General features: G+C 56.5%; 24 protein-coding genes. 7 read left to right on the forward strand and 17 right to left on the reverse strand.

The window, feature by feature from the left end:
* Nucleotides 1–14: 14 nt before the first annotated feature.
* Together AC1DIH_RS23305 and AC1DIH_RS23310 are read left to right on the forward strand one after the other, a co-directional pair.
* The gene (locus AC1DIH_RS23305; RefSeq protein ID WP_007904374.1) at nucleotides 15–608 is read left to right on the forward strand and encodes a phosphoheptose isomerase; all 594 of its coding nucleotides are present in this window, start codon (nucleotides 15–17) and stop codon (nucleotides 606–608) included.
* Nucleotides 605–1,183, forward strand: a complete 579-nt coding sequence (locus AC1DIH_RS23310) for a BON domain-containing protein (protein WP_477773445.1) — start codon at nucleotides 605–607, stop codon at nucleotides 1,181–1,183. Before AC1DIH_RS23305 ends, AC1DIH_RS23310 begins: the two co-directional genes overlap by 4 nt.
* A gap of 52 nt (nucleotides 1,184–1,235) precedes the next feature.
* Here AC1DIH_RS23310 and AC1DIH_RS23315 read toward each other — a convergent pair whose 3' ends face one another.
* The 7 genes from AC1DIH_RS23315 to rplM all read right to left on the reverse strand — a co-directional run bounded on the left by AC1DIH_RS23315 (nucleotide 1,236) and on the right by rplM (nucleotide 6,109).
* Entirely contained in the window at nucleotides 1,236–1,649 is a 414-nt protein-coding gene (locus AC1DIH_RS23315) for a ClpXP protease specificity-enhancing factor (RefSeq protein ID WP_477768015.1), read from the reverse strand.
* 16 nt (nucleotides 1,650–1,665) lie between these two features.
* Nucleotides 1,666–2,283 carry a glutathione S-transferase N-terminal domain-containing protein gene (locus tag AC1DIH_RS23320; protein ID WP_019693572.1) on the reverse strand — a complete coding sequence of 206 codons (618 nt, stop codon included), beginning with the start codon at nucleotides 2,281–2,283 and terminating at the stop codon, nucleotides 1,666–1,668.
* Between the two features lie 150 nt (nucleotides 2,284–2,433).
* The gene (locus tag AC1DIH_RS23325; protein ID WP_477773446.1) at nucleotides 2,434–3,216 is read right to left on the reverse strand and encodes a cytochrome c1; all 783 of its coding nucleotides are present in this window, start codon (nucleotides 3,214–3,216) and stop codon (nucleotides 2,434–2,436) included.
* Nucleotides 3,216–4,427, reverse strand: a complete 1,212-nt coding sequence (locus tag AC1DIH_RS23330; protein ID WP_054595702.1) for a cytochrome b — start codon at nucleotides 4,425–4,427, stop codon at nucleotides 3,216–3,218. Before AC1DIH_RS23330 ends, AC1DIH_RS23325 begins: the two co-directional genes overlap by 1 nt.
* Entirely contained in the window at nucleotides 4,427–5,020 is a 594-nt protein-coding gene (gene petA / locus AC1DIH_RS23335; RefSeq protein WP_477773447.1) for a ubiquinol-cytochrome c reductase iron-sulfur subunit, read from the reverse strand. Before petA ends, AC1DIH_RS23330 begins: the two co-directional genes overlap by 1 nt.
* Before the next feature lie 253 nt (nucleotides 5,021–5,273).
* Complete coding sequence (rpsI, locus tag AC1DIH_RS23340; protein WP_102591612.1) at nucleotides 5,274–5,666, reverse strand: 30S ribosomal protein S9; 393 nt, start codon at nucleotides 5,664–5,666, stop codon at nucleotides 5,274–5,276.
* 14 nt (nucleotides 5,667–5,680) lie between these two features.
* Nucleotides 5,681–6,109 (reverse strand): 50S ribosomal protein L13, encoded by a 429-nt coding sequence (rplM, locus tag AC1DIH_RS23345; RefSeq protein ID WP_007917032.1) that lies wholly within the window; start codon nucleotides 6,107–6,109, stop codon nucleotides 5,681–5,683.
* A 246-nt stretch (nucleotides 6,110–6,355) separates the two neighbouring features.
* On the opposite strand from rplM, the gene AC1DIH_RS23350 reads away from it, so the two are divergent.
* On the forward strand, nucleotides 6,356–7,396 hold the full coding sequence (locus AC1DIH_RS23350) for an NADP(H)-dependent aldo-keto reductase (RefSeq protein WP_477773448.1): 1,041 nt from the start codon (nucleotides 6,356–6,358) through the stop codon (nucleotides 7,394–7,396).
* 131 nt (nucleotides 7,397–7,527) lie between these two features.
* Here AC1DIH_RS23350 and AC1DIH_RS23355 read toward each other — a convergent pair whose 3' ends face one another.
* A complete protein-coding gene (locus AC1DIH_RS23355; protein WP_477773449.1) occupies nucleotides 7,528–8,664 on the reverse strand; it encodes an acyl-CoA dehydrogenase family protein in 1,137 nt (378 codons plus the stop codon).
* 242 nt (nucleotides 8,665–8,906) lie between these two features.
* Between AC1DIH_RS23355 and AC1DIH_RS23360 the strand changes: the two genes are divergently transcribed.
* A complete protein-coding gene (locus AC1DIH_RS23360) occupies nucleotides 8,907–9,803 on the forward strand; it encodes a GlxA family transcriptional regulator (RefSeq protein ID WP_173859988.1) in 897 nt (298 codons plus the stop codon).
* A gap of 179 nt (nucleotides 9,804–9,982) precedes the next feature.
* On the opposite strand, the gene zapE is transcribed toward AC1DIH_RS23360, so the two are convergent.
* The 3 genes from zapE to AC1DIH_RS23375 all read right to left on the reverse strand — a co-directional run bounded on the left by zapE (nucleotide 9,983) and on the right by AC1DIH_RS23375 (nucleotide 13,177).
* The gene (gene zapE / locus AC1DIH_RS23365; protein ID WP_054595692.1) at nucleotides 9,983–11,077 is read right to left on the reverse strand and encodes a cell division protein ZapE; all 1,095 of its coding nucleotides are present in this window, start codon (nucleotides 11,075–11,077) and stop codon (nucleotides 9,983–9,985) included.
* A 90-nt stretch (nucleotides 11,078–11,167) separates the two neighbouring features.
* On the reverse strand, nucleotides 11,168–12,523 hold the full coding sequence (locus tag AC1DIH_RS23370; protein WP_477773450.1) for a tryptophan--tRNA ligase: 1,356 nt from the start codon (nucleotides 12,521–12,523) through the stop codon (nucleotides 11,168–11,170).
* Between the two features lie 24 nt (nucleotides 12,524–12,547).
* Nucleotides 12,548–13,177, reverse strand: a complete 630-nt coding sequence (locus tag AC1DIH_RS23375; RefSeq protein ID WP_477773451.1) for an alpha/beta hydrolase — start codon at nucleotides 13,175–13,177, stop codon at nucleotides 12,548–12,550.
* A gap of 146 nt (nucleotides 13,178–13,323) precedes the next feature.
* Here AC1DIH_RS23375 and AC1DIH_RS23380 point away from each other — a divergent pair, with 146 nt between their 5' ends.
* Nucleotides 13,324–13,761: a Z-ring associated ZapG family protein gene (locus AC1DIH_RS23380; RefSeq protein WP_145015014.1), complete on the forward strand. Its 438-nt coding sequence runs from the start codon at nucleotides 13,324–13,326 to the stop codon at nucleotides 13,759–13,761.
* 268 nt (nucleotides 13,762–14,029) lie between these two features.
* Here AC1DIH_RS23380 and AC1DIH_RS23385 read toward each other — a convergent pair whose 3' ends face one another.
* From AC1DIH_RS23385 to AC1DIH_RS23395, 3 genes are all read right to left on the reverse strand, one after another.
* Nucleotides 14,030–14,758 carry a YiaD family glycine zipper/OmpA-like lipoprotein gene (locus tag AC1DIH_RS23385; protein WP_054595688.1) on the reverse strand — a complete coding sequence of 243 codons (729 nt, stop codon included), beginning with the start codon at nucleotides 14,756–14,758 and terminating at the stop codon, nucleotides 14,030–14,032.
* Nucleotides 14,759–14,874: 116 nt separating this feature from the next.
* A complete protein-coding gene (locus AC1DIH_RS23390) occupies nucleotides 14,875–15,519 on the reverse strand; it encodes an MBL fold metallo-hydrolase (protein WP_477773452.1) in 645 nt (214 codons plus the stop codon).
* A 415-nt stretch (nucleotides 15,520–15,934) separates the two neighbouring features.
* The gene (locus AC1DIH_RS23395) at nucleotides 15,935–16,306 is read right to left on the reverse strand and encodes a DUF6124 family protein (protein ID WP_477773453.1); all 372 of its coding nucleotides are present in this window, start codon (nucleotides 16,304–16,306) and stop codon (nucleotides 15,935–15,937) included.
* A gap of 519 nt (nucleotides 16,307–16,825) precedes the next feature.
* On the opposite strand from AC1DIH_RS23395, the gene AC1DIH_RS23400 reads away from it, so the two are divergent.
* Together AC1DIH_RS23400 and AC1DIH_RS23405 are read left to right on the forward strand one after the other, a co-directional pair.
* Entirely contained in the window at nucleotides 16,826–17,554 is a 729-nt protein-coding gene (locus AC1DIH_RS23400) for a DUF5343 domain-containing protein (RefSeq protein ID WP_477773454.1), read from the forward strand.
* A gap of 5 nt (nucleotides 17,555–17,559) precedes the next feature.
* Nucleotides 17,560–18,069, forward strand: coding sequence for a hypothetical protein (locus AC1DIH_RS23405; RefSeq protein ID WP_477773455.1), 510 nt, complete (start codon nucleotides 17,560–17,562; stop codon nucleotides 18,067–18,069).
* 145 nt (nucleotides 18,070–18,214) lie between these two features.
* On the opposite strand, the gene AC1DIH_RS23410 is transcribed toward AC1DIH_RS23405, so the two are convergent.
* The 3 genes from AC1DIH_RS23410 to AC1DIH_RS23420 form a co-directional block, all read right to left on the reverse strand.
* Nucleotides 18,215–18,835 (reverse strand): hypothetical protein, encoded by a 621-nt coding sequence (locus tag AC1DIH_RS23410; protein WP_477773456.1) that lies wholly within the window; start codon nucleotides 18,833–18,835, stop codon nucleotides 18,215–18,217.
* A gap of 85 nt (nucleotides 18,836–18,920) precedes the next feature.
* On the reverse strand, nucleotides 18,921–19,421 hold the full coding sequence (locus tag AC1DIH_RS23415) for a methylated-DNA--[protein]-cysteine S-methyltransferase (RefSeq protein WP_477773457.1): 501 nt from the start codon (nucleotides 19,419–19,421) through the stop codon (nucleotides 18,921–18,923).
* 161 nt (nucleotides 19,422–19,582) lie between these two features.
* Nucleotides 19,583–19,843, reverse strand: coding sequence for a hypothetical protein (locus tag AC1DIH_RS23420; RefSeq protein ID WP_477767998.1), 261 nt, complete (start codon nucleotides 19,841–19,843; stop codon nucleotides 19,583–19,585).
* Nucleotides 19,844–19,910 lie beyond the last annotated feature (67 nt).

The following is a 19,910-nucleotide window of genomic DNA, read 5'->3' on the forward strand; positions in this document are numbered from 1 at the left end:
TTAAGGTCACACAGATGGACATGCAATCGCGAATTCGCCAGCTTTTTCAGGCCAGTATCGATACCAAGCAACAGGCGATGGACGTACTTGCACCGCACATCGAGCAAGCCAGCCAGGTGATGGTCAACGCCCTGCTCAACGAAGGCAAAATGCTCTCGTGCGGCAACGGCGGTTCAGCCGGTGACGCACAACACTTCTCCTCCGAGCTGCTCAACCGCTTCGAGCGCGAACGCCCGAGCCTGCCGGCGATTGCACTGACGACCGACAGTTCGACAATCACCTCGATCGCCAACGACTACAGTTACAACGAAATCTTCTCCAAACAGATCCGCGCGCTCGGCCAACCCGGCGACGTGCTGCTGGCAATTTCCACCAGCGGCAACTCGGCGAACATTATTCAAGCGATCCAGGCCGCACATGATCGCGAAATGATTGTCGTAGCATTGACTGGACGCGATGGCGGCGGCATGGCATCGCTGTTATTGCCCGAAGACGTCGAAATACGCGTGCCGGCCAATGTCACTGCACGTATTCAGGAAGTCCACCTGCTGGCGATCCACTGTCTTTGCGACTTGATCGACAGCCAACTGTTCGGGAGTGAAGAATGACCCTTAATCGCCTTGGCCTTCTGGCCTTGACTCTAAGCCTGGGCATCAGCGGCTGCACCTCGGTACTCACCGCGACCCGCGACGCCCCCATTGAAGACGATCGCGGCACTCGCACCTTCGGCAGCAAGATCGACGACTCCCTGATCGAAACCAAGGTCGGCGTGAACGTGGCCAAGGCCAGCCCGGACCTGGATAAAGGCTCGCGCATCATCGTCACCAGCTTCAACGGTGTGGTACTGCTCGCCGGACAAACGCCACGCCCCGACCTCAAGGAACTGGCCGGACAAGCCGCTGCTGCAGTTCAGCGGGTAAAGACCGTGCACAACGAACTGCAAGTGATGCAGCCTTCGTCGATACTGGCCCGCAATAACGATGCCTGGCTGACCACCAAGATCAAAACCCAGATGATCGCCGACGCCAGCATCCCGGGCTCGCGCATCAAGGTTGTGACCGAGAACGGTATCGTCTACTTGCTGGGTCTGCTGACCAAACAGGAAGCCGAACAGGCCACCAACCTGGTGCAGGGCGTTTCTGGCGTACAGAAGATTGTGAAGCTGTTCGAGTACATCGACTGATCGACAACTCCTGCGTAATAAAAAAGGCGATCCGCAAGGATCGCCTTTTTTATTACTTCACAACCTTCAAGCTTGGCCGGCCGCTGGGACGCGGTGGCTCGCTGTCAGGTGGTGGAAGGTCATCATCCGGCTCGATCTCTTCCTCGTCTTCCATAGGCGATTCCAGATCGAACACCATGCCCTGACCGTTCTCCCGGGCGTAAATGCCGAGGATCGCAGCGATAGGCACGTACAGCGTATGCGGCACGCCGCCGAAGCGCCCTTCAAAGCTGACCGCATCGTTGTCCATGTGCAGATGACGCACCGCCGCAGGCGATACGTTCAGGACAATCTGTCCATCGCTGGCAAAGCCTTGCGGCACCTGCACCGACGGATACTCGGAGTTGACCAGCAGGTGCGGGGTGCAATCGTTGTCCACAATCCACTCGTAGAGCGCGCGGACCATATAAGGTCGACTGGAGTTCATAGCGGCTCCTTAAGCCTTAGCGCATATCGCGTTCGACACCAGACAGACTCGCCTGGAAAGCCTCACGCGCAAACTGGCGCTCCATGTAATCAAGCAGCGGCTTGGCAGGCCGCGGCAGTTCAATACCCAGAATCGGTAAACGCCAGAGTATTGGCAGTAGGCAACAATCCACCAGACTTTGTTCCTCACTCAAGAAAAACGGCTTGTCGGCGAACAGCGGCGAAACGCCGGTCAGGCTCTCACGCAATTCCTTGCGAGCCTGCACACGCGCCGGCTCCTTGGTCCGCGAATCCAGAATCAGATCCACCAGAACACACCAGTCACGCTGAATACGGTGAATCAGCAGACGACTGTTGGCACGCGCCACCGGATAAACCGGCAGCAACGGTGGATGCGGGTAACGCTCATCCAGATATTCCATCACCACGGTCGACTCCCACAACGCCAGGTCACGATCGACCAGGGTGGGCAAGCTGCCGTAAGGGTTCACTTCGATCAGTTTTGGCGGCTGACGGCCCGCCTCCACGCTGATGATCTCGGCGCTGACACCCTTCTCTGCCAGTACGATACGCACTCGGTGGGAATAGTGGTCGGCGGGGTCGGAGTAACAGGCCAACCGATTGGTCACGCCCATGGCGGTCCTCCTCGCTTGTAGAAATTATCGGGAGCGGAAAAACGAGCGCGCCCAGAGGGCGTCTCCCGTAACGTCTGGATGACCAGACTCGTTACACGTTCAGAGACGCCCTTGGGCGCGCGCGATTAACAGCAATTGCTTAAAGCTTTATCAATGCACGTCTTTCCAGTATTCACGCTTGAGCAAGTAAGCGAATACGAAGAAGAACGCCAGGTACAGCAACACATAGGTACCGATGCGCTGATGCTGCAGCTTCACCGGGTTGGCCGAATAGGCCAGGAAGGTCACCAGATTCTTGACCTTCTCGTCGAACTGCTCTTCGTTCAGTGCACCGGTTTTCGGCACGATGGTCAGCTGATCGCACGCTTCATGAGTCAGCTTCGTGCCGGTCAGCGGATCATACTGCTTCTTGCCGTCTTCGACGATTTGAACTTGTTTGCAGCCTATCACCTGACGACCCTGCAGGCCGACCAGAACGTTAGGCATACCGACGTTCGGGAACACCTTGTTGTTCACGCCCCAAGGACGACTCGGATCTTCATAGAACGACCGCAGGTAGCCGTAGAGCCAGTCAGTACCACGAACGCGAGCCACCAGCGTCAGGTCGGGCGGCGCAGCGCCGAACCAGGACTTGGCGTCTGCCGGCTGCATGCCGATGCTCATGTGGTCACCGATCTTGGCGCCCGTGAACACCAGGTTCTTCAGCATCAGATCATGAGGAATCCCCAGATCGTCGGCAACGCGCTCATAGCGCTGGAACTTGGCACTGTGGCAACCCATGCAGTAGTTGGCGAACGTACGTGCGCCATCTTGCATTGCCGCTTTATCGGAGACGTCGATATCGACTTTTTCGAGCTCTGGACCGCCATGCTCGGCCGCGAAGGACAAGACAGGCAACGCAGCAAGAATCAGTACAGCAAATAGCTTTTTCATCAGCCAGTCACCCTTTCCGGAACCGGTTTGGTCTTCTCGAGCCTGGTGTAGAACGGCATCAGAATGAAGTAGGCGAAGTACAGGAAGGTACAAACCTGCGACAGCAACGTACGTTCCGGGGTAGGCGCCATGACGCCCAGCCAGCCAAGAATCACGAAGGAGATGCAGAACACCCAGAGCCAGATCCTGCTCAGCCAGCCCTTGTAGCGCATGGACTTGACCGGACTACGGTCAAGCCACGGCAGGACGAACAGCAAGGCAATCGAAGCACCCATGGCCACAACACCCAGGAGCTTGTCCGGAACCGCACGCAGAATCGCGTAGAACGGCGTGAAGTACCAGACCGGGGCAATGTGTTCCGGGGTCTTGAAGGCGTTCGCCACTTCGAAGTTCGGCTTCTCGAGGAAGTAACCACCCATTTCCGGGAAGAAGAACACGATCGCGCAGAAGATGAACAGGAACACCACCACGCCGACGATATCTTTCACGGTGTAGTACGGGTGGAAGGCAATGCCGTCCAGCGGTACGCCGTTTTCGTCCTTGTGTTTCTTGATGTCCACGCCGTCCGGGTTGTTCGAGCCGACTTCGTGCAGCGCCAGAACGTGTAGCACCACCAGACCGAGAATCACGATCGGCAAGGCCACGACGTGCAGGGCGAAGAAGCGGTTCAGGGTGATACCCGAAATCAGGTAGTCACCACGGATCCACTGGGTCAGGTCGTTACCGATGACCGGGATCGCACCGAACAGCGAGATGATCACCTGGGCGCCCCAGTAGGACATCTGGCCCCACGGCAGCAGGTAGCCCATGAAGGCTTCAGCCATCAGCGCCAGGTAGATCAGCATGCCGAAGACCCACACCAGCTCACGCGGCTTCTGGTACGAACCGTAGAGCAGGCCACGGAACATATGCAGGTAAACCACGATGAAGAACGCCGAAGCGCCGGTGGAGTGCAGCAGACGCAGGATCGAGCCGTACTCGACGTCGCGCATGATGTATTCGACGGAGGCGAACGCCTCTTCCGCCGACGGGGTGTAGCTCATGGTCAGCCAGACGCCGGTTACGATCTGGTTAACCAGAACCAGCAGCGCCAGTGAGCCAAAGAAATAGAAGAAGTTGAAGTTCTTCGGGGCGTAGTACTTGCTGAGATGGTCTTCCCACATTTTAGTGGCGGGAAAGCGCGCATCAACCCAATCCATGAACTTGCTCATCACGCTTTCTCCGTATCGACGCCGATGACAATGATGTCGTTCGACTCATAGGAATGCGGGGGAACTGGCAGATTCAAAGGCGCGGGTTGCGACTTGAAGACGCGGCCAGCCAGATCGTAGTGGGAACCGTGGCAAGGGCAGAAATAACCACCTACCCATTTTGGGCCAAGATCGGCAGGCGCTACTTCTGGGCGGAAGGTCGGAGAGCAACCCAGGTGCGTGCAAATACCGATCAGCAGCAGAACTTCCGGCCTGATCGAACGCGTCTTGGGGTCTACGTAAGTTGGCTGTACCGAATTCTTGGAGTCTGGATCAGAGAGATCACCCTCGATCTTTGCAAGATTCCCCMAAATCTCCTGCGTACGGCGGACGATGAATACCGGCTGACCGCGCCATTCAGCAATCATTTGCTGACCTGGTTCGATTTTGCTGACATTCACTTTCACCGGTGCACCTGCGGCTTTCGCCTTGGCACTGGGAAACCATGACCCCACGAACGGGACCGCAGCCCCCACCGCTCCTGCAGCACCCACCACGGATGTGGCTGCTACCAAGAAGCGACGCCGGCCTGCATTCACGCCGTCATTGCTCATTCAGTCCTCTCCCATCAGCTTTGTGGCCTGTTAAATCAGGCATCTACTAAGTAAAAATCTGAACTTATAAAAATTTTGCAGAATGGTAATGAAAAGCCCCAATTCTGACAAGGTAATTACCATCCGGGGTCAGCGCTAAGCCTTGTAGTATAGGGGCTCTACGGATGTGGCAAGTTGTCACATCATAAATCTTTAAGCAAAAAAAACGCCCAGCTCCGTGAGGAGACTGGGCGCTTTTGAACGCAAAAGCGAATTAACGCTTCGAGTACTGCGGACGCTTACGCGCTTTACGCAGACCAACTTTCTTACGTTCAACTTCACGTGCATCGCGAGTAACGAAGCCCGCTTTGCGCAGAGCGCTGCGCAGAGTTTCATCGTACTGCATCAGAGCGCGAGTGATACCGTGGCGGATTGCGCCAGCTTGACCACTTACACCACCACCGATCACGGTGACGTAGATGTCGAACTTCTCGACAGTCTCAGTCAATTCCAGCGGCTGACGAACTACCATGCGGGCAGTTTCGCGACCGAAGAAATTATCCAGGGAGCGGTTGTTGATGGAGATGTTACCAGTGCCCGGACGCAGGAAAACGCGTGCGGTTGCGGTCTTGCGACGGCCAGTGCCGTAATTTTGAGTCGCCGACATAATGAACTATTCCGTTAAAACTTCAGTTCTTGGGGCTGCTGAGCAGTATGAGGGTGTGCAGCGCCCGCATAGACTTTCAGCTTACGATACATGTCGCGACCCAGCGGGTTCTTAGGCAGCATGCCTTTGACCGCGGTCTCGATCACGCGCTCAGGGGCTTTAGCGATCAGCTTTTCGAAGTTGATCGACTTGATGCCGCCCGGGAAACCGGAGTGGGAGTAGTACATTTTGTCGGTGGTTTTAGCACCGGTTACACGAATCTGCTCGGCATTGATAACGACGATGTAGTCGCCGGTGTCAACGTGAGGAGTGTACTCAGGCTTGTGCTTGCCACGCAGACGGCTCGCGATCTCGGTGGCCAGACGACCCAGGGTCTGACCAGCAGCGTCGACGACAAACCAGTCGCGCTTTACTGTTTCCGGTTTAGCAGTAAAAGTTTTCATTCTTTATAGCCTCAGGGGCCGCCCTGTAAATTAGACGGCGGATCTTACTGAATAGTGCGTACTTTGACAAGTCAAAGGCAGCCGGATACAGACGCTTTCGGGGGCTCGGGTCGGCGCGTCCGTTCAACGGCAAGATTCTTCGGCGGCGGCGCATCACTTCCACTGCAGAAAGAGGTGCGCAATTATGCAGATTGCGAAAAAAAATTCAACCTGCTTTTATGAATGTTTTCCTCCAAGGACTACCCGATGGACTATCGAAAGCTGGGCCGTACCGATCTGAACGTGAGTGCAATCTGCCTCGGGACCATGACCTGGGGTGAGCAAAACAGCGAGGCAGAGGCCTTCGCACAGATTGAACGGACCAAGAGCGCCGGGATCAATTTCATCGACACCGCCGAGATGTACCCGGTGCCACCCAAGGCTGAAACCTACGCCACCACCGAGCGCTACATCGGCAACTACTTCAAGAGCCGTGGCGATCGCGCCGACTGGATTCTGGCGAGCAAGATCGCCGGCCCCGGCAACACCATCGACTACATTCGCGGCGGCCACCTCAAACACAACCGCGAACACATCGTCCAGGCCCTGGATGCCAGCCTCAAGCGCTTGCAGACCGACTACATCGACCTCTATCAACTGCACTGGCCGGAACGCAGCACCAATTTCTTCGGTCAGCTGGGCTACACGCACAAGAGCGAAGTCAACCTGACTCCGCTGGAAGACACCCTCGAAGCACTCGACGAACAGGTCAAGGCTGGCAAGATCCGCCACATCGGCCTGTCCAACGAAACGCCGTGGGGCACCATGAAGTTCCTCGCACTGGCCGAAGCCCGTGGCTGGTCGCGTGCGGTATCGATCCAGAACCCCTACAACCTGCTCAATCGCAGCTTTGAAATCGGCCTGTCGGAAATCGCCATCCGCGAACAATGCGGATTGCTCGCCTATTCGCCGCTGGCGTTTGGTTTTCTGTCCGGCAAGTACGAAGGCGGCGCGCGCCCGGCAAAAGCTCGCCTGAGCCTTTACAGTCGCTTCAGCCGTTATTTCAACGCGCAGTCGGAAGCCGCGTGCAGCCGTTATGTGGCACTGGCCCGTGAACACGGCCTGGACCCGGCACAAATGGCCCTGGCATTCGTGACCCGGCAATCGTTCGTCACCAGCAACATCATTGGCGCGACCACGCTGGAACAGCTGGACAGCAACATTGCCAGTTTCGATCTGAAACTGTCGGATGAAGTGCTGGCGGGGATCGAGGCGATTCACAAGGATCACCCGAACCCGGCACCTTGATCGACTCATAAATCCAATCGCGAGCAGGCTCGCTCCCACAGGAACCTATGCCGATCACAAACATGTGGTCATACATAGAACCAGTGTGGGAGCGAGCCTGCTCGCGATGGCGTCCGCCCAGTCACCCCAGGTCAAAGCGAACGCGCAATGATCTCCTTCATGATTTCATTGGTCCCGGCATAAATCCGCTGCACCCGCGCATCCGCCCAGGCCCGGGCGATCGGGTATTCCCACATGAAACCGTAACCGCCATGCAGTTGCACGCACTCGTCGAGCACCTTGCATTGCAGGTCGGTGCCCCAGTATTTGGCCATCGCCGCCGTCGGCACATCGAGCTTGCCCTGCAGGTGCAGCTCCAGACAGCGGTCGACGAAGACCCGGCCAATCTGAATCTCCGTGGCCATCTCCGCCAGTTTGAAGCGGGTGTTCTGAAAGTCCGCTATCGCCTTGCCGAACGCCTTGCGCTCGCGGGTGTATTCCAGGGTCCACTGCAACGCTGCCTCGGCTGAGGCCAAACCGCCGATGGCGACCGTCAGACGCTCCTGCGGCAATTCCTGCATCAGATAGGCGAAGCCCATCCCGGCCTGGCCCAAGAGGTTTTCCCTGGGCACACGGACGTCCTGGAAGAACAGCTCCGAGGTGTCCTGCGCTTTCATCCCGACCTTCTCCAGGCGCTTGCCCTTTTCGAAGCCCGGGGTGTTCGCTTCCACCAGAAACAGACTGGTGCCCTTGGCCCCGGCCTTGGGATCGGTCTTGGCCACGACAATCACCAGGTCCGCGAGGAAGCCGTTGGTGATGAAGGTTTTCGACCCGTTGATCACGTACTCGTCGCCGTCCAGCACAGCTGTGGTTTTCACCCCTTGCAGGTCGGAGCCGGCGCCCGGCTCGGTCATGGCAATCGCGGTAACCATTTCACCCGAAACCAGTTTCGGCAGGTATTTGTGCTTCAGCACTTCGCTGCCGTAATGCAGGATGTACGGCGCCACAATATCCGAATGCAGGGAAAAGCCGATCCCGGTCAACCCCAGCCGCCCCACCTCTTCGATCACCACCGCGCTGTAGAGGAAGTCCGCATCGAACCCACCGTACGCTTCCGGCAAATGAGAACAGAGCATCCCCGCCTCCCCGGCCCTGTTCCACAGCATGCGATCGACGTAGCCCTGTTTTTCCCACTGCGCATGAAACGGCACGGCTTCTTTTTCGAGGAAGGTTCGTACGCTGTCGCGAAACAGTTCGTGATCGGAACTGAACAAGGTTCTGGGGATCATCGGGGCACCTGTGGTTATGGTTGATCGCAAATGAACCCTGAGCCTAAGCCCCCAGTAGATAACAGGACACTGGACACATCAGACAAAAAATAAGACGATCCAGCCGCTTGGTGACCACTTTCCCCTATAAGAATAAATTGAATATGTCTATCCAACTCTCTACGCCCCTGCGGCGCGTCAGCATCCTGGCAATCGATCGGGTTTTTGCATCCACCCTCATGCAAGCCAAGGATTTCTTCCATCTGGCCAGCCTGCGTTACGGCAAACAACTGGGCCACGGCCTGACCCCGGCGTTCGAAACCCGCCTGGTCAGCCCCGACGGCAAACCGGTCAACAGCTTCAGCGATGTGATCATGCCGGTGGATGGCGGCCTGGAAAACGCCGACATCATCATCCTCCCGGCGTTCTGGGACGATTTCGATACGCTCTGCAAACGTTATCCACAGGTGCTGCCGTGGCTGCGCGAGCAACACGCACGCGGCGCGGTGCTCTGCGGTGAAGCCACCGGGGTGTTCTGGCTCGCCGAGGCAGGCTTGCTCGATGGCAAGGAAGCGACCACTTACTGGCGTTTCTTCAACGCCTTCGAAGAGCGCTTCCCCAACGTTCAGCTCAATCAGGACAAGCACCTGACCGACGCCGACAACCTGTACTGCGCCGGCGGCACCACCTCGGCCTGCGACCTCTACATTTACTTGATCGAGCGCTTCTGCGGGGCCAACGTGGCCCAGGCCGTGGCCCGCGACATTCTGTATGAAGTGCAGCGCAGTTATTCGCCAGGGCGTATCGGTTTCGGCGGGCAGAAGCTGCATCAGGACGTAATCATCCTGCAGATCCAGCATTGGCTCGAAGAGCATTTTGCCGACAAGTTCCGCTTCGAAGACGTCGCCCGCGAGCACGGCATGAGCATCCGCAACTTCATGCGGCGCTTCCAGACCGCCACTGGCGACAAGCCGCTGCACTACCTGCAACGGTTGCGTATCGAAACCGCCAAGGGTCTGCTGTCCGCCAGCCGCAAAAGCATCAAGACCATCAGCTACGAAGTCGGCTACGACGACGCGAGCTTCTTCGCCCGGCTGTTCCGCCAGCACACGGAGTTGTCGCCGAACCAGTATCGGCAGCAGTTCCAGCAGGCCGCGTAAACCAAGGGCCAACGCAGCCCCCCCCCCTGTGGGAGCGAGCCTGCTCGCGATTGCGGTCTGACATCCAACATCGATGTCGACTGGCACTCAGTCATCGCGAGCAGGCTCGCTCCCACACCGGGATCTTCAGCGTATAAAAAAGGCCTGCATTGCAGGCCTTTTTTATTTCCCGAAATGTCCTACGGCTTGTGCGCCCGCGCCAGGAACTCATGGGACTGCATTTCCAGCAGACGGCTGAGGGTGCGCTGGAACTCGAAGTTCAGGCGACCGCCGGTGTAGAGGTCTTTCAACTCGACTTCAGCGGAAATGATCAGCTTGACGTTACGGTCGTAGAACTCGTCGACCATGTTGATAAAACGTCGGGCGATGTCGTCGGTGGTGACGCTCATCTGCTCTACGCCGCTGAGCAACACGGCGTGGAAGATCTTGCCGAGTTCGATGTAGTCGTTCTGGCTACGCGGGCCGTCGCACAGTTCGCGGAAGTCGAACCAGGCCACGTCGTCGCACGTACGCACGGCACGGATCTCACGGTTCTCGATGATCAGCACATCGTTTTCGATGGCCTGAGTGCATTCCGGCGTGAGTGCGCGGAAGCTTTTGCGCAGGCTCTCGTGGGACGCTTCGTCGAGTGGGGAGTGAAACAGTTCGGCTTGCTCAAGGTGACGCAGACGGTAGTCGACGCCGCTGTCGACGTTGACGATGTCGGTGTTCTGCTTGATCAGCGCGATGGCTGGCAGGAAGCGCGCACGTTGCAGACCGTCCTTGTACAGACCGTCCGGCACGATGTTCGAGGTCGCGACCAGGGTCACGCCGTTCTTGAACAGCTCTTCCATCAAGGTGCCGAGGATCATCGCGTCGGTGATGTCGGACACGAAGAATTCATCGAAACAGATCACTCGCGCTTCGTCGGAGAAACGCTTGGCGATGATGGTCAGCGGGTTTTTCTCGCCGCCGAGGGTCTTCATCTCTTCGTGCACGCGCTTCATGAAGCGGTGGAAGTGAGTGCGGACCTTTTCCTTGAACGGCAGCGCTTCAAAGAAGGTGTCGACCAGGTAAGTCTTGCCGCGACCTACGCCGCCCCAGAAGTACAGGCCCTTGACCGGCGCCTGGTCTTTCTTGCCAAACAGCTTGCCGAGCAGGCCCGGTTTGTTCTGCGAGGCCGCGACCAGATCGTCGTACAGGCGCTGCAAATGGCGCACGGCAGTTTCCTGGGCGGCGTCATGGAAGAATTCCGGGCGTTTCAGATCAGCTTGATATCGTTCTAGGGGCGTCATAATTCGTTAGCAAGGCAACAAAAACGGGCCGACACTGTAGCGACGACCCTTGAGAATGGCAATCAGCCCTTGGTCGGGCCGAACCGATGATTATTCCTGAACAGGCGTCAGCGCCACCCGCAAGGCGTCGATGGCGACATCCCGCGCAGTGCTGTCAGCGAAGGCCGGGCTGTCGGCAACGCACTCGCCTTCGAGCCAGACGCTGAAGCTCAGGTCTTCACTGCGAACGTCCAGCGCCTGGCCGGATTGCAGTTGCTTGGTCACCTGGCCTGCGGTTTTGCCGTCTGCGAAGTTGCGCGACAGCAGCAGTTGCTCGCCATCGGCCGCCAGCAAACGGAAACGGAAGCTGCCGTCGTCTTCACGGAAGCTGACGAAACGTGCGGCTTTCGCGGCTTTCTTCTTGGTGGTGGCCGCCACTTGCGTCTGCTTGACGAAAGAGCGCAGGCCGACCGCTTCACGCAGCTCGTTGAGGAACGGCGTGGCCACGGCGCGAGCCTTGGCGGCACCGTGCTGCAGAATGTCTTCGAGGTCTGCCGGGCGTTCGATCAGTTGGTAGTAACGCTCGCGGGACTCGCCCAGTTCGTTGTCGAGCAGTTGGAACAGACGATTCTTCGCCTCGCCCCAACCCAGGCCCTGCAACAGTTCGCTGCGGAACTCGTCGGCCTGCGCCGGAGTGGCGAAAGCCTGGAACAGCGTGAACAGGTGCGAGTTGTCCGGATCCTTGGCTTCGCCCGGCGCGCGGGAGTCGGTGACGATCCGCGATATCGCGTCCTTCATCTCTTTGGCGCTGGAGAACAACGGAATGGTGTTGTCGTAGCTTTTCGACATCTTCCGGCCATCGAGACCCGGCAGCGTGGCGACGCTTTCTTCGATCAGCGCCTCCGGCATGGTGAAGAATTCCTTGCCCTGGCCAAACAGGTGGTTGAAGCGCTGGCCGATGTCGCGGGCCATTTCCACGTGCTGGATCTGATCGCGGCCAACCGGAACCTTGTGCGCGTTGAACATCAGAATGTCCGCCGCCATCAGCACCGGGTAGCTGTACAAGCCCATGGTGATACCGGCGTCCGGGTCTTCGCCGGTTTCGACGTTCTTGTCCACCGACGCCTTGTAGGCGTGCGCGCGGTTGAGTAGGCCCTTGGCGGCGACGCAGGTCAGCAGCCAGGTCAGCTCAGGGATTTCCGGGATGTCGGACTGGCGATAAAACGTTACCCGATCCACATCCAGCCCACCGGCCAGCCAGGTCGCGGCGATTTCCAGACGCGAGCGCTGGATGCGCAGCGGGTCATCGCACTTGATCAGGGCGTGGTAGTCGGCCAGGAAGTAGAACGAATCGGCATTGCTGTCGCGGCTGGCGAGGATCGCCGGACGGATCGCGCCGGCGTAGTTGCCCAGGTGCGGGGTGCCGGTGGTGGTGATGCCGGTGAGGATACGCGTACGAGTAGTCATGGGTAATCGCTTATCAGACTGCAATCAATTCGAAAGGCGCGGCAGGATCAGATCCTTGAGATCGGTCAGCTTGCCGTGAAAAAAGTGTCCGCATTCTGCCACTTTCAGCAGCTCATGGGGGCGATCGAGGGCGTCAGACCAATCGTAAACCCGTTGCGGATCGATGACTTCGTCGGATTCTGGCTGGATCAACGTCAGTTCACCGTGCTGCGGCAGCTGATCCTGATCACCCAGACGCATCACCGCCGGCGCAACCATGAACAGGTGCTTGAGCTGTTCGCCCTTGGCTTCCAGGCGTCCGCCGAGGCTGGCCGCGACGAAACCACCGAACGAGAAACCGAACAGGGTCATTGGCAGATCAGGGTGTTTGGCGCGAAACCATTCAGCCACGGCTTGAGCGTCATCGACTTCGCCGGTGCCCATGTCATGCGTGCCGGCACTCGCGCCGACGCCACGGTAATTAAATCTTAATGTGATCAAACCGGCGTCACGGGCTGTGCGCTGCAAGGTCGAAACGACTTTATTGAGCATGGTGCCGCCCTGCACCGGATTGGGGTGACAGATCAGCGCCAGGCCACGTGGCTCGGGGGAGTCCAGGTACAAGGCTTCCAGTTGGCCCACCGGGCCATCAATCAATACAGGGGTTTCACGCATAAGCAAGGAAGGAACTCCGTGACCTCTCGAAGGGTCGACTCGTCTAGCTAAAAGTCTGTGCCTGGCATGATTGCGATCTCGTCGCGGTATACAGCGCAGGTCCGAGCCGTTAACGTAAAGCAAAGCCGTTTATAGAGGAAGGACTCGTGGAACACTCGCTCTTAGTTTGGTTGTTGCCGACTCTTGCCCTGGTTGCCGGTGTCGCCATTGGATTCCTGGTTGCCCGCCTTCTGCCGAATGCCGCGCCTAGCAGCACGCAACGTCAGCTGGATGACATTCAGGAACGTTTTGACAACTATCAGAATGAAGTGGTCACCCACTTCAACAGCACCGCAACGCTGGTCAAGAAGCTCACTCAGAGCTATCAGGAAGTGCAAGACCACCTCGCCGAGGGTGCCAACCGCCTGGCCCTGGACGAACAGACTCGCCAACGCCTGCTGGCCGCCCTGCACTCCGATGCCGCCGTGCAAGCGCCACGGGAACGCCTGACGCCGCCACGCAATCAGGAGCCGCCACGCGATTACGCGCCGAAAATGCCAAACTCCCCAGGCATGCTCGACGAGCATTACGGCTTGAAGAAATAACCCGGTTTCACGCGACATGAAAAAGCCCTCGGACAGGTGATGTCCGAGGGCTTTTTTGTTGCTGGGAGTTTGAGCGCCTGTGCGGGCCTCATCGCGAGCAGGCTCGCTCCCACATTTGATCTTCAGTGGACAAAAAATCTGTGCCCTACGCGGTCCAGTGTGGGAGCGAGCCTGCTCGCGATGAGGCCCTAACAGACAAAAAAAAGCCCACCCGATCTGCTGAGAATCGGGCGGGCTTTTTACACCTGGGGTTCAGTCAGGTTTTTTGTTACTGGTACTGCTGACCTTGCTGCTGGGCAGGTTGGCCATACTGCTGACCCGGAATCGCCTTGAGGTTAACCTCTACACGACGGTTCTGCGCCCGACCATTCACATCGCCATTGCTGGCAATCGGGTTATCCGGACCGGCACCACGAGCCGACAGGTTAGCACCGCTGACACCTTGCGACGTCAGGTAGGTTGCCACGCTTTGAGCACGACGCTGGGACAGGTCCATGTTGTGCTGACGGCTGCCGGTGCTGTCAGTGTAGCCGACGATTTCAATCTGGTTCTGATTGAACTCTTTAAGCGAACCGGCCAGGTTGTTCAGTGGCTGGTAGAAGCTTGGAGCAATGTTCGCCGAGTCGGTACCGAAGGTGATGTTGCCCGGCATGATCAGCTTGATCTGATCGCCCTGACGCTGCACTTCAACCCCGGTGTTGGCCATGCTGGCGCGCAGTTTCTTTTCCTGCTGGTCAGCGTAGTAACCGTAACCGGCGGCGGAAGCACCGACAACGGCGGCGCCAATCAGCGCACCCTTGCCACGGTTGTTGTGGTCGATGGCAGCACCGGCCAAAGCACCGGCCAGCGCACCCAGGCCACCGTATTTGGCGGTTTTGCTCATGCCCGTGGAGCCGCTGTCGGCCTGACCCTGGTTGTCATACGGGTTCTGGTTCGCACAGCCAGCCAGCATGGCCACGGCAGTAGCGACAATAATCAAACGACTCGAGGTGAACATGGGGAGCTCCTACTTTTACATTCTGTGGTGCAACGGACGTTGGCAATAGACCCGTGCCGGCGTTGGAACACGACCTAAGGCAAAAATTCCATCAGGTCGTTCCGCAGCCCGGAAAATCAGGCCCGCACAAAAGGATTTTCACGCATTTCATCACCCAGACGAGTATCGGGACCGTGTCCGGTTATGACTGTCGCCTCTTCATCAAGGGTGTACAAACGCTGCTTGATCGAACGCACAATGGTCGCCTGGTCACCGCCCCACAAGTCCGTACGCCCTACCCCGCGACGAAACAGCGTGTCGCCGGCAATCAGCAGCTTAGCCTCGGAAAACCAAAAGCTCATGGAACCCGGCGTATGCCCCGGCGTGTGCAACGCCACGCCACAACCGCAAGCCAGCTCTTCATCATCGGCCAACCAACGATCCGGCGACGGCACCGGCGTGTACGGCACACGGAACATCTGGCACTGCATCTCCAGATTGTCCCAAAGGAACTGATCCTCTTTATGCAGGTGCAACGTCGCGCCGGTTTTCTCCTTCAACTGGCCCGACGCCAGAAAGTGATCCAGGTGCGCGTGCGTATGAATGATGCTCACCACCTTCAACCCCAACGCATCCAGCCGCGCCAGAATCAACTCATGATTGCCACCCGGATCAACAACGACGGCCTTCTTGGTGATCGGATCACCGATGATCGTGCAATTGCACTGCAACGGCCCAACGGGAAAGGTTTCGCGAATCAGAGCGGGTTTGGCAGCGTCCATGGGCGTTCCTGAAAAAATGGATCGCCTATTCTGGCACACCCCACCCATCCCGCCGATTGCTGTCCTGTTACAAAACGGACAATCCAAATGGGGGATGCCGTTCGATACCGATGACAAGGGATTTCAGGATCGACACTTTCCCCCGTAGCAGCTGCCGAGCCCGCGAGGCTGCGTTCGAGGACGAAGTCCTCGCAAATCCTGCATACACGGAATGCCTGAAAGAACGCGCCGCTTGATTTCACTGAACACTCAACCCGTGGCGAGGGAGCTTGCTCCCGCTGGGCTGCGGAGCAGCCCCAAAACCTGCAATCGAGTTGCACCAGACACACCACGCTTGCTGGATTTGCGACCGCTACGCGCTCGAGCGGGAGCAAGCTCCCTCGCCACAGAAGCACTCTGTCTTCAGAACCCAGTGCTACCGCTCTTCCGGCTGATCAAAATTATCCAACGCCCGATTCACCAACAACTCCCCCAACGAAATCATCTGCTGAATCGCCAACGCCACATGCCGACGCGTGCCCTCCAGCTCAAACGCCAAATCACTGGCCAGCACATTCAACGACGCCAACGTTTCCGAGGCATGCGCCAACAGCGTCTCGTTATCCAGATCAGGAATCACCGTAAAAATATTGGAAGGACGCTTATCGGACAGCGGCGCCTCAACAAACGGCGGCTTGAGGTAATGATCCAGCGCCCGCTCGGCAGCGTCGTGGAGTTTTTTGGAATCGGTGGAGGCGTAAGGGGAAGTGCTTGGGGTTTCTGGTGGATTTGGAGTGACCTTGTGCATGGTGAATCTCCTATACCTGAGTTGGAACCACCGTGACTCGTCGCTAAACAAGTAAAGGTGGCGACCGTACGCAGGTTAGCGAACCGGGGGTATAGGAGCCCGGCAGACCCGAAGGTCTCCCACGCACAGCCGCCAAGACGCGATATTGCGGGCATAAAAAAACACCTGCAACAAAGTTTTGGGGTGCTGTAGCACCTATACCTGTTCGGGTCGCTAAACCCGGCCGCTGAATTGGCAGCGACACCCGGAGGTTATCCACAGACCTTCCCACCCGGCAACCTTGAAAAGCTGTCGGAAGATTCTTCTAGAATCGAGTTTTTTGTAGTCGTTTCCTAGGACTGAACTGGTCAATGGATGTCCCCATAAAACCTCAAATTCAGCCGGTCGCGAAAGACAGAAACCAGCCAAAATCTGCCGGAATTGAGTGCACATCCATTGTGTAAGCTAGCATGTTGAGGAGAAGGTATTGATGCACCCGTTTCGCGGGACCAATTGACCTTATCAACACAGGGAAAGGTAATGGCCGAGGAAAAGAAAAAAGGTTACCCAAAGATTCCGCGTGGCAACTGGTTTCTGCTACGCGAGAAGTTCAAACAGCGAACCCCAGAGAAGGTTTCACCCAGCTATATTGCCAGCGCTCTCGGCATGAGTGAGTCGTCTGCTAGCGCAAATATCATACCTCCGCTTCGGACATTCGGACTGATTGATGATAACGGTAAGCCAACCGATGTCGCTTATGATTGGCGGGACGATAAAAAGTACTCTGAGGTATGCAGAACAATATTTGAGAGCATCTACCCACAAGAGCTTAGAGATTTATTTCACGATAACAACGCCAACGTTAGAGACATCGAGAACTGGTTCGCGAGATCCACGAAAGTCGGCCAAGCCGCCGCTAGAGCTTACACCAGCACATACATGTTATTGCTGGAGGCCGATCTTACGAAGACGAAAGAGCAGAATGGAGCCACCCCCAAAGTCGGACCTTCTGAAAAAACTCAAAAAACACCAAGAAAATCAGTGCAACCATCTGCTAAGCCATCTAAGACTGCAAGCTTTACTACACACACTCCCGAACCCAAACCACCATCAGATGAATACATTATTAACGAAGAGCCTGGAGGTAAAAGTGGGTTCCGTCCAAAGCTGCACGTAGACATCCAAATCCATATTTCACCAGATAGCAGCCCGGAGCAAATAGATAAGATTTTTGAGAGCATGGCCAAGCATCTGCCATTCAAGGGCTGATTTTAATGGACATAAAGAGCGCAATATTTGAAATACGACAACTACGAGATAGCATTCGTGCCAAAAACCCTCCACCTGAAGAGGGAGCTTCGAGTCCTGAGGAGTCCATCATTTACTTCTCGCTTGTTCGAAATACTCGAGGCTATCTAGAAAGACTTGTCCACCAGATCAATGGAGCTTATTCGAGTGGATGGTACGATGCATCAGCAGTAATGATTCGCCGTTTGGTGGAGACGTTAATAATCGAAGTATTCGAAAAACATGGAATCGCTTCAAAAATCCAGAACACTAACGGTGACTTCTTTTACCTGAAAGAACTAATAAATGCACTGACCACCGAAAAAACATGGAATTTAAGTAAAAACTCAAAAAACGCCCTCCCCAAACTAAAAGATGTAGGTGACATGTCAGCACACAGCCGCCGCTTCATCGCCCAGCGCCAAGACATCGAAAGGCTTATTGGAGACTTACGAGTCATAGTCCAAGAGTTAGTCACTCTCGCCGACTTGAAATAACTCGAAAAACCTAATAGCTGTGTTTATGCACCAGTCCACCTCACAAACAAACACGCCAAACTTCCATTCCTCTTATAAAGTCAAACCCACCCTCTTTTCAACCACATCAGCAGACAGATAAATCCCTTAAGCGCAGCTGCTGACCTCACTCGCCGCACATCAACCCCAAACTGCTTACCCATTCATCCGTCGCATTGTACCTTGCGTAATAAACTCGCCTTTCTATTTCTCTTAAACTTGTGAAGAACGGCATGAAGTAGTCATCATTGTAATAGCCCTGATCACCCTGCATGTTTCCACCCCACCATGATGGGTTGTACCCCTCAAAGGCTATCCAGGGTGGAGGTACGGCGAATTTCTCACGATGAATAGCATTCAAGAGGTCAGTACTATTCGTCACCAGCCGTACAGTGACAGAGTTGAATTCTCTAGTGGATACAAAAAAAATCAAGTGCTCACTCTTTTGAGCAATCTCATACCGCTTCACGGGTAGATCGTTGAATATTTTCTTGTTTACACATTTGAAGCTTGATTCCACGATCGCCAAAAACGTATGAATGTCGCTTCCATCGATCAGGAGCGAAGCGTAATAAGCTTGAATACCTGCATCATCCAAAGACACCGCCCTCAGCTGGCCAGACTGAGTGTGGGTCGTGTGCAGCAAAGGCTCAGTAAAAACTGATTTGAGCTCTGATATGGAATACCCGACAACTTGTTCCTTGGGGTCTTGCCTTACAAAGGTCTTGATACGACTAAAGAAACTCATAACCCTCCTCACTCCTTGAGATATTCAGTTAGCCAAGTCGCCCCGCGATAACCGGCTGCTGCACCCACAACAACATCTCTCCCCATCAAAACGCCAACTGCAACGTCTCCTTCCCCTCCAACCCCAACAAAAACTGCTTCGCCCCCAACCCACCCGCAAACCCGGTCAAGCTCCCCGAAGCTCCAATCACCCGATGGCACGGTGCAACAATCGAAATCGGATTCTTCCCATTCGCCGCCCCCACCGCCCGAACCGCTTTCGGGTTACCAATCTGCACCGCAATCTGGCTATAACTGCGCGTCTCCCCAAACGGTATCGTCAGCAACGCCTGCCAAACCTTTTGCTGAAACTCCGTCCCGGCAAAATCAAGTTCCAGCTCAAAGCAATCACGCTCACCCGCAAAGTACTCATTGAGTTGGCGCTCAGCCTCCAGCAACACCGGGCTGTGGATATCTTCGTGCAAGGGGCCGAGACGTACCCGGTTGAGCTTTTCGTTTTCCCACAGGATCGCGCAGAGCTTGCTGCCTTTGGCGACCAGGGTGAGGGTGCCGACGGGGGATTTCATCAGTTTGAACACGTACGACATGGTTGACTCCTTGATCCGACAGTAGCTTCAGACGTCGCTGGACGTTGAAGGCGATCGTTCATCTGTGTCAGAGGACGTATTCAGAGTAATTGCGGATTCAAACGCAAGAACTACGTTTCTTGCGATTGAAATTCGCGGGCTGATGCCACCGGCGTTTGGCGCTATTGATCCTCAGCGTCCTCGGTCTCTTCAACAAAATAGCAATCACGGCGTTTGCCGCTGGGGTCGATGATGAAGACGCCCTGCCCTCTGCCGCACTCAAACGAGTGGGGGGTTGAATAGGCTCTTCTCTTGTCGATCCAGGCATTCAGCTGGGAGATGTAGATGGCCATGCCAATGGCGATGCCCAGCACCAGCAGCAAGCAAAAAATAAACTGTGCGGTGTAGTGGTCGCTTTCCTTTTCCGAGCCTGCGGGTTGCATGTCGAGGTCCTGTTGTTGAAACACGCCGTCACGATAAGGAGCAGCGGGTTAACGTCAGGTGAACATC

This window comes from Pseudomonas sp. 05N36 (assembly GCF_056397385.1).

Coding starts and splice junctions, on each gene's coding strand:
- AC1DIH_RS23370 (WP_477773450.1), bottom strand. CDS start 12,523: ATGACTACTCGTACGCGTATCCTCACCGGCATCACCACCACCGGCACC.
- AC1DIH_RS23350 (WP_477773448.1), top strand. CDS start 6,356: ATGGACTATCGAAAGCTGGGCCGTACCGATCTGAACGTGAGTGCAATC.
- AC1DIH_RS23420 (WP_477767998.1), bottom strand. CDS start 19,843: ATGCAACCCGCAGGCTCGGAAAAGGAAAGCGACCACTACACCGCACAG.
- zapE (WP_054595692.1), bottom strand. CDS start 11,077: ATGACGCCCCTAGAACGATATCAAGCTGATCTGAAACGCCCGGAATTC.
- AC1DIH_RS23310 (WP_477773445.1), top strand. CDS start 605: ATGACCCTTAATCGCCTTGGCCTTCTGGCCTTGACTCTAAGCCTGGGC.
- AC1DIH_RS23390 (WP_477773452.1), bottom strand. CDS start 15,519: ATGGACGCTGCCAAACCCGCTCTGATTCGCGAAACCTTTCCCGTTGGG.
- AC1DIH_RS23375 (WP_477773451.1), bottom strand. CDS start 13,177: ATGCGTGAAACCCCTGTATTGATTGATGGCCCGGTGGGCCAACTGGAA.
- AC1DIH_RS23315 (WP_477768015.1), bottom strand. CDS start 1,649: ATGAACTCCAGTCGACCTTATATGGTCCGCGCGCTCTACGAGTGGATT.
- rplM (WP_007917032.1), bottom strand. CDS start 6,109: ATGAAAACTTTTACTGCTAAACCGGAAACAGTAAAGCGCGACTGGTTT.
- AC1DIH_RS23325 (WP_477773446.1), bottom strand. CDS start 3,216: ATGAAAAAGCTATTTGCTGTACTGATTCTTGCTGCGTTGCCTGTCTTG.
- AC1DIH_RS23410 (WP_477773456.1), bottom strand. CDS start 18,835: ATGAGTTTCTTTAGTCGTATCAAGACCTTTGTAAGGCAAGACCCCAAG.
- AC1DIH_RS23400 (WP_477773454.1), top strand. CDS start 16,826: ATGGCCGAGGAAAAGAAAAAAGGTTACCCAAAGATTCCGCGTGGCAAC.
- AC1DIH_RS23405 (WP_477773455.1), top strand. CDS start 17,560: ATGGACATAAAGAGCGCAATATTTGAAATACGACAACTACGAGATAGC.
- AC1DIH_RS23305 (WP_007904374.1), top strand. CDS start 15: ATGGACATGCAATCGCGAATTCGCCAGCTTTTTCAGGCCAGTATCGAT.
- AC1DIH_RS23330 (WP_054595702.1), bottom strand. CDS start 4,427: ATGAGCAAGTTCATGGATTGGGTTGATGCGCGCTTTCCCGCCACTAAA.
- AC1DIH_RS23415 (WP_477773457.1), bottom strand. CDS start 19,421: ATGTCGTACGTGTTCAAACTGATGAAATCCCCCGTCGGCACCCTCACC.
- AC1DIH_RS23355 (WP_477773449.1), bottom strand. CDS start 8,664: ATGATCCCCAGAACCTTGTTCAGTTCCGATCACGAACTGTTTCGCGAC.
- AC1DIH_RS23320 (WP_019693572.1), bottom strand. CDS start 2,283: ATGGGCGTGACCAATCGGTTGGCCTGTTACTCCGACCCCGCCGACCAC.
- rpsI (WP_102591612.1), bottom strand. CDS start 5,666: ATGTCGGCGACTCAAAATTACGGCACTGGCCGTCGCAAGACCGCAACC.
- AC1DIH_RS23385 (WP_054595688.1), bottom strand. CDS start 14,758: ATGTTCACCTCGAGTCGTTTGATTATTGTCGCTACTGCCGTGGCCATG.
- AC1DIH_RS23395 (WP_477773453.1), bottom strand. CDS start 16,306: ATGCACAAGGTCACTCCAAATCCACCAGAAACCCCAAGCACTTCCCCT.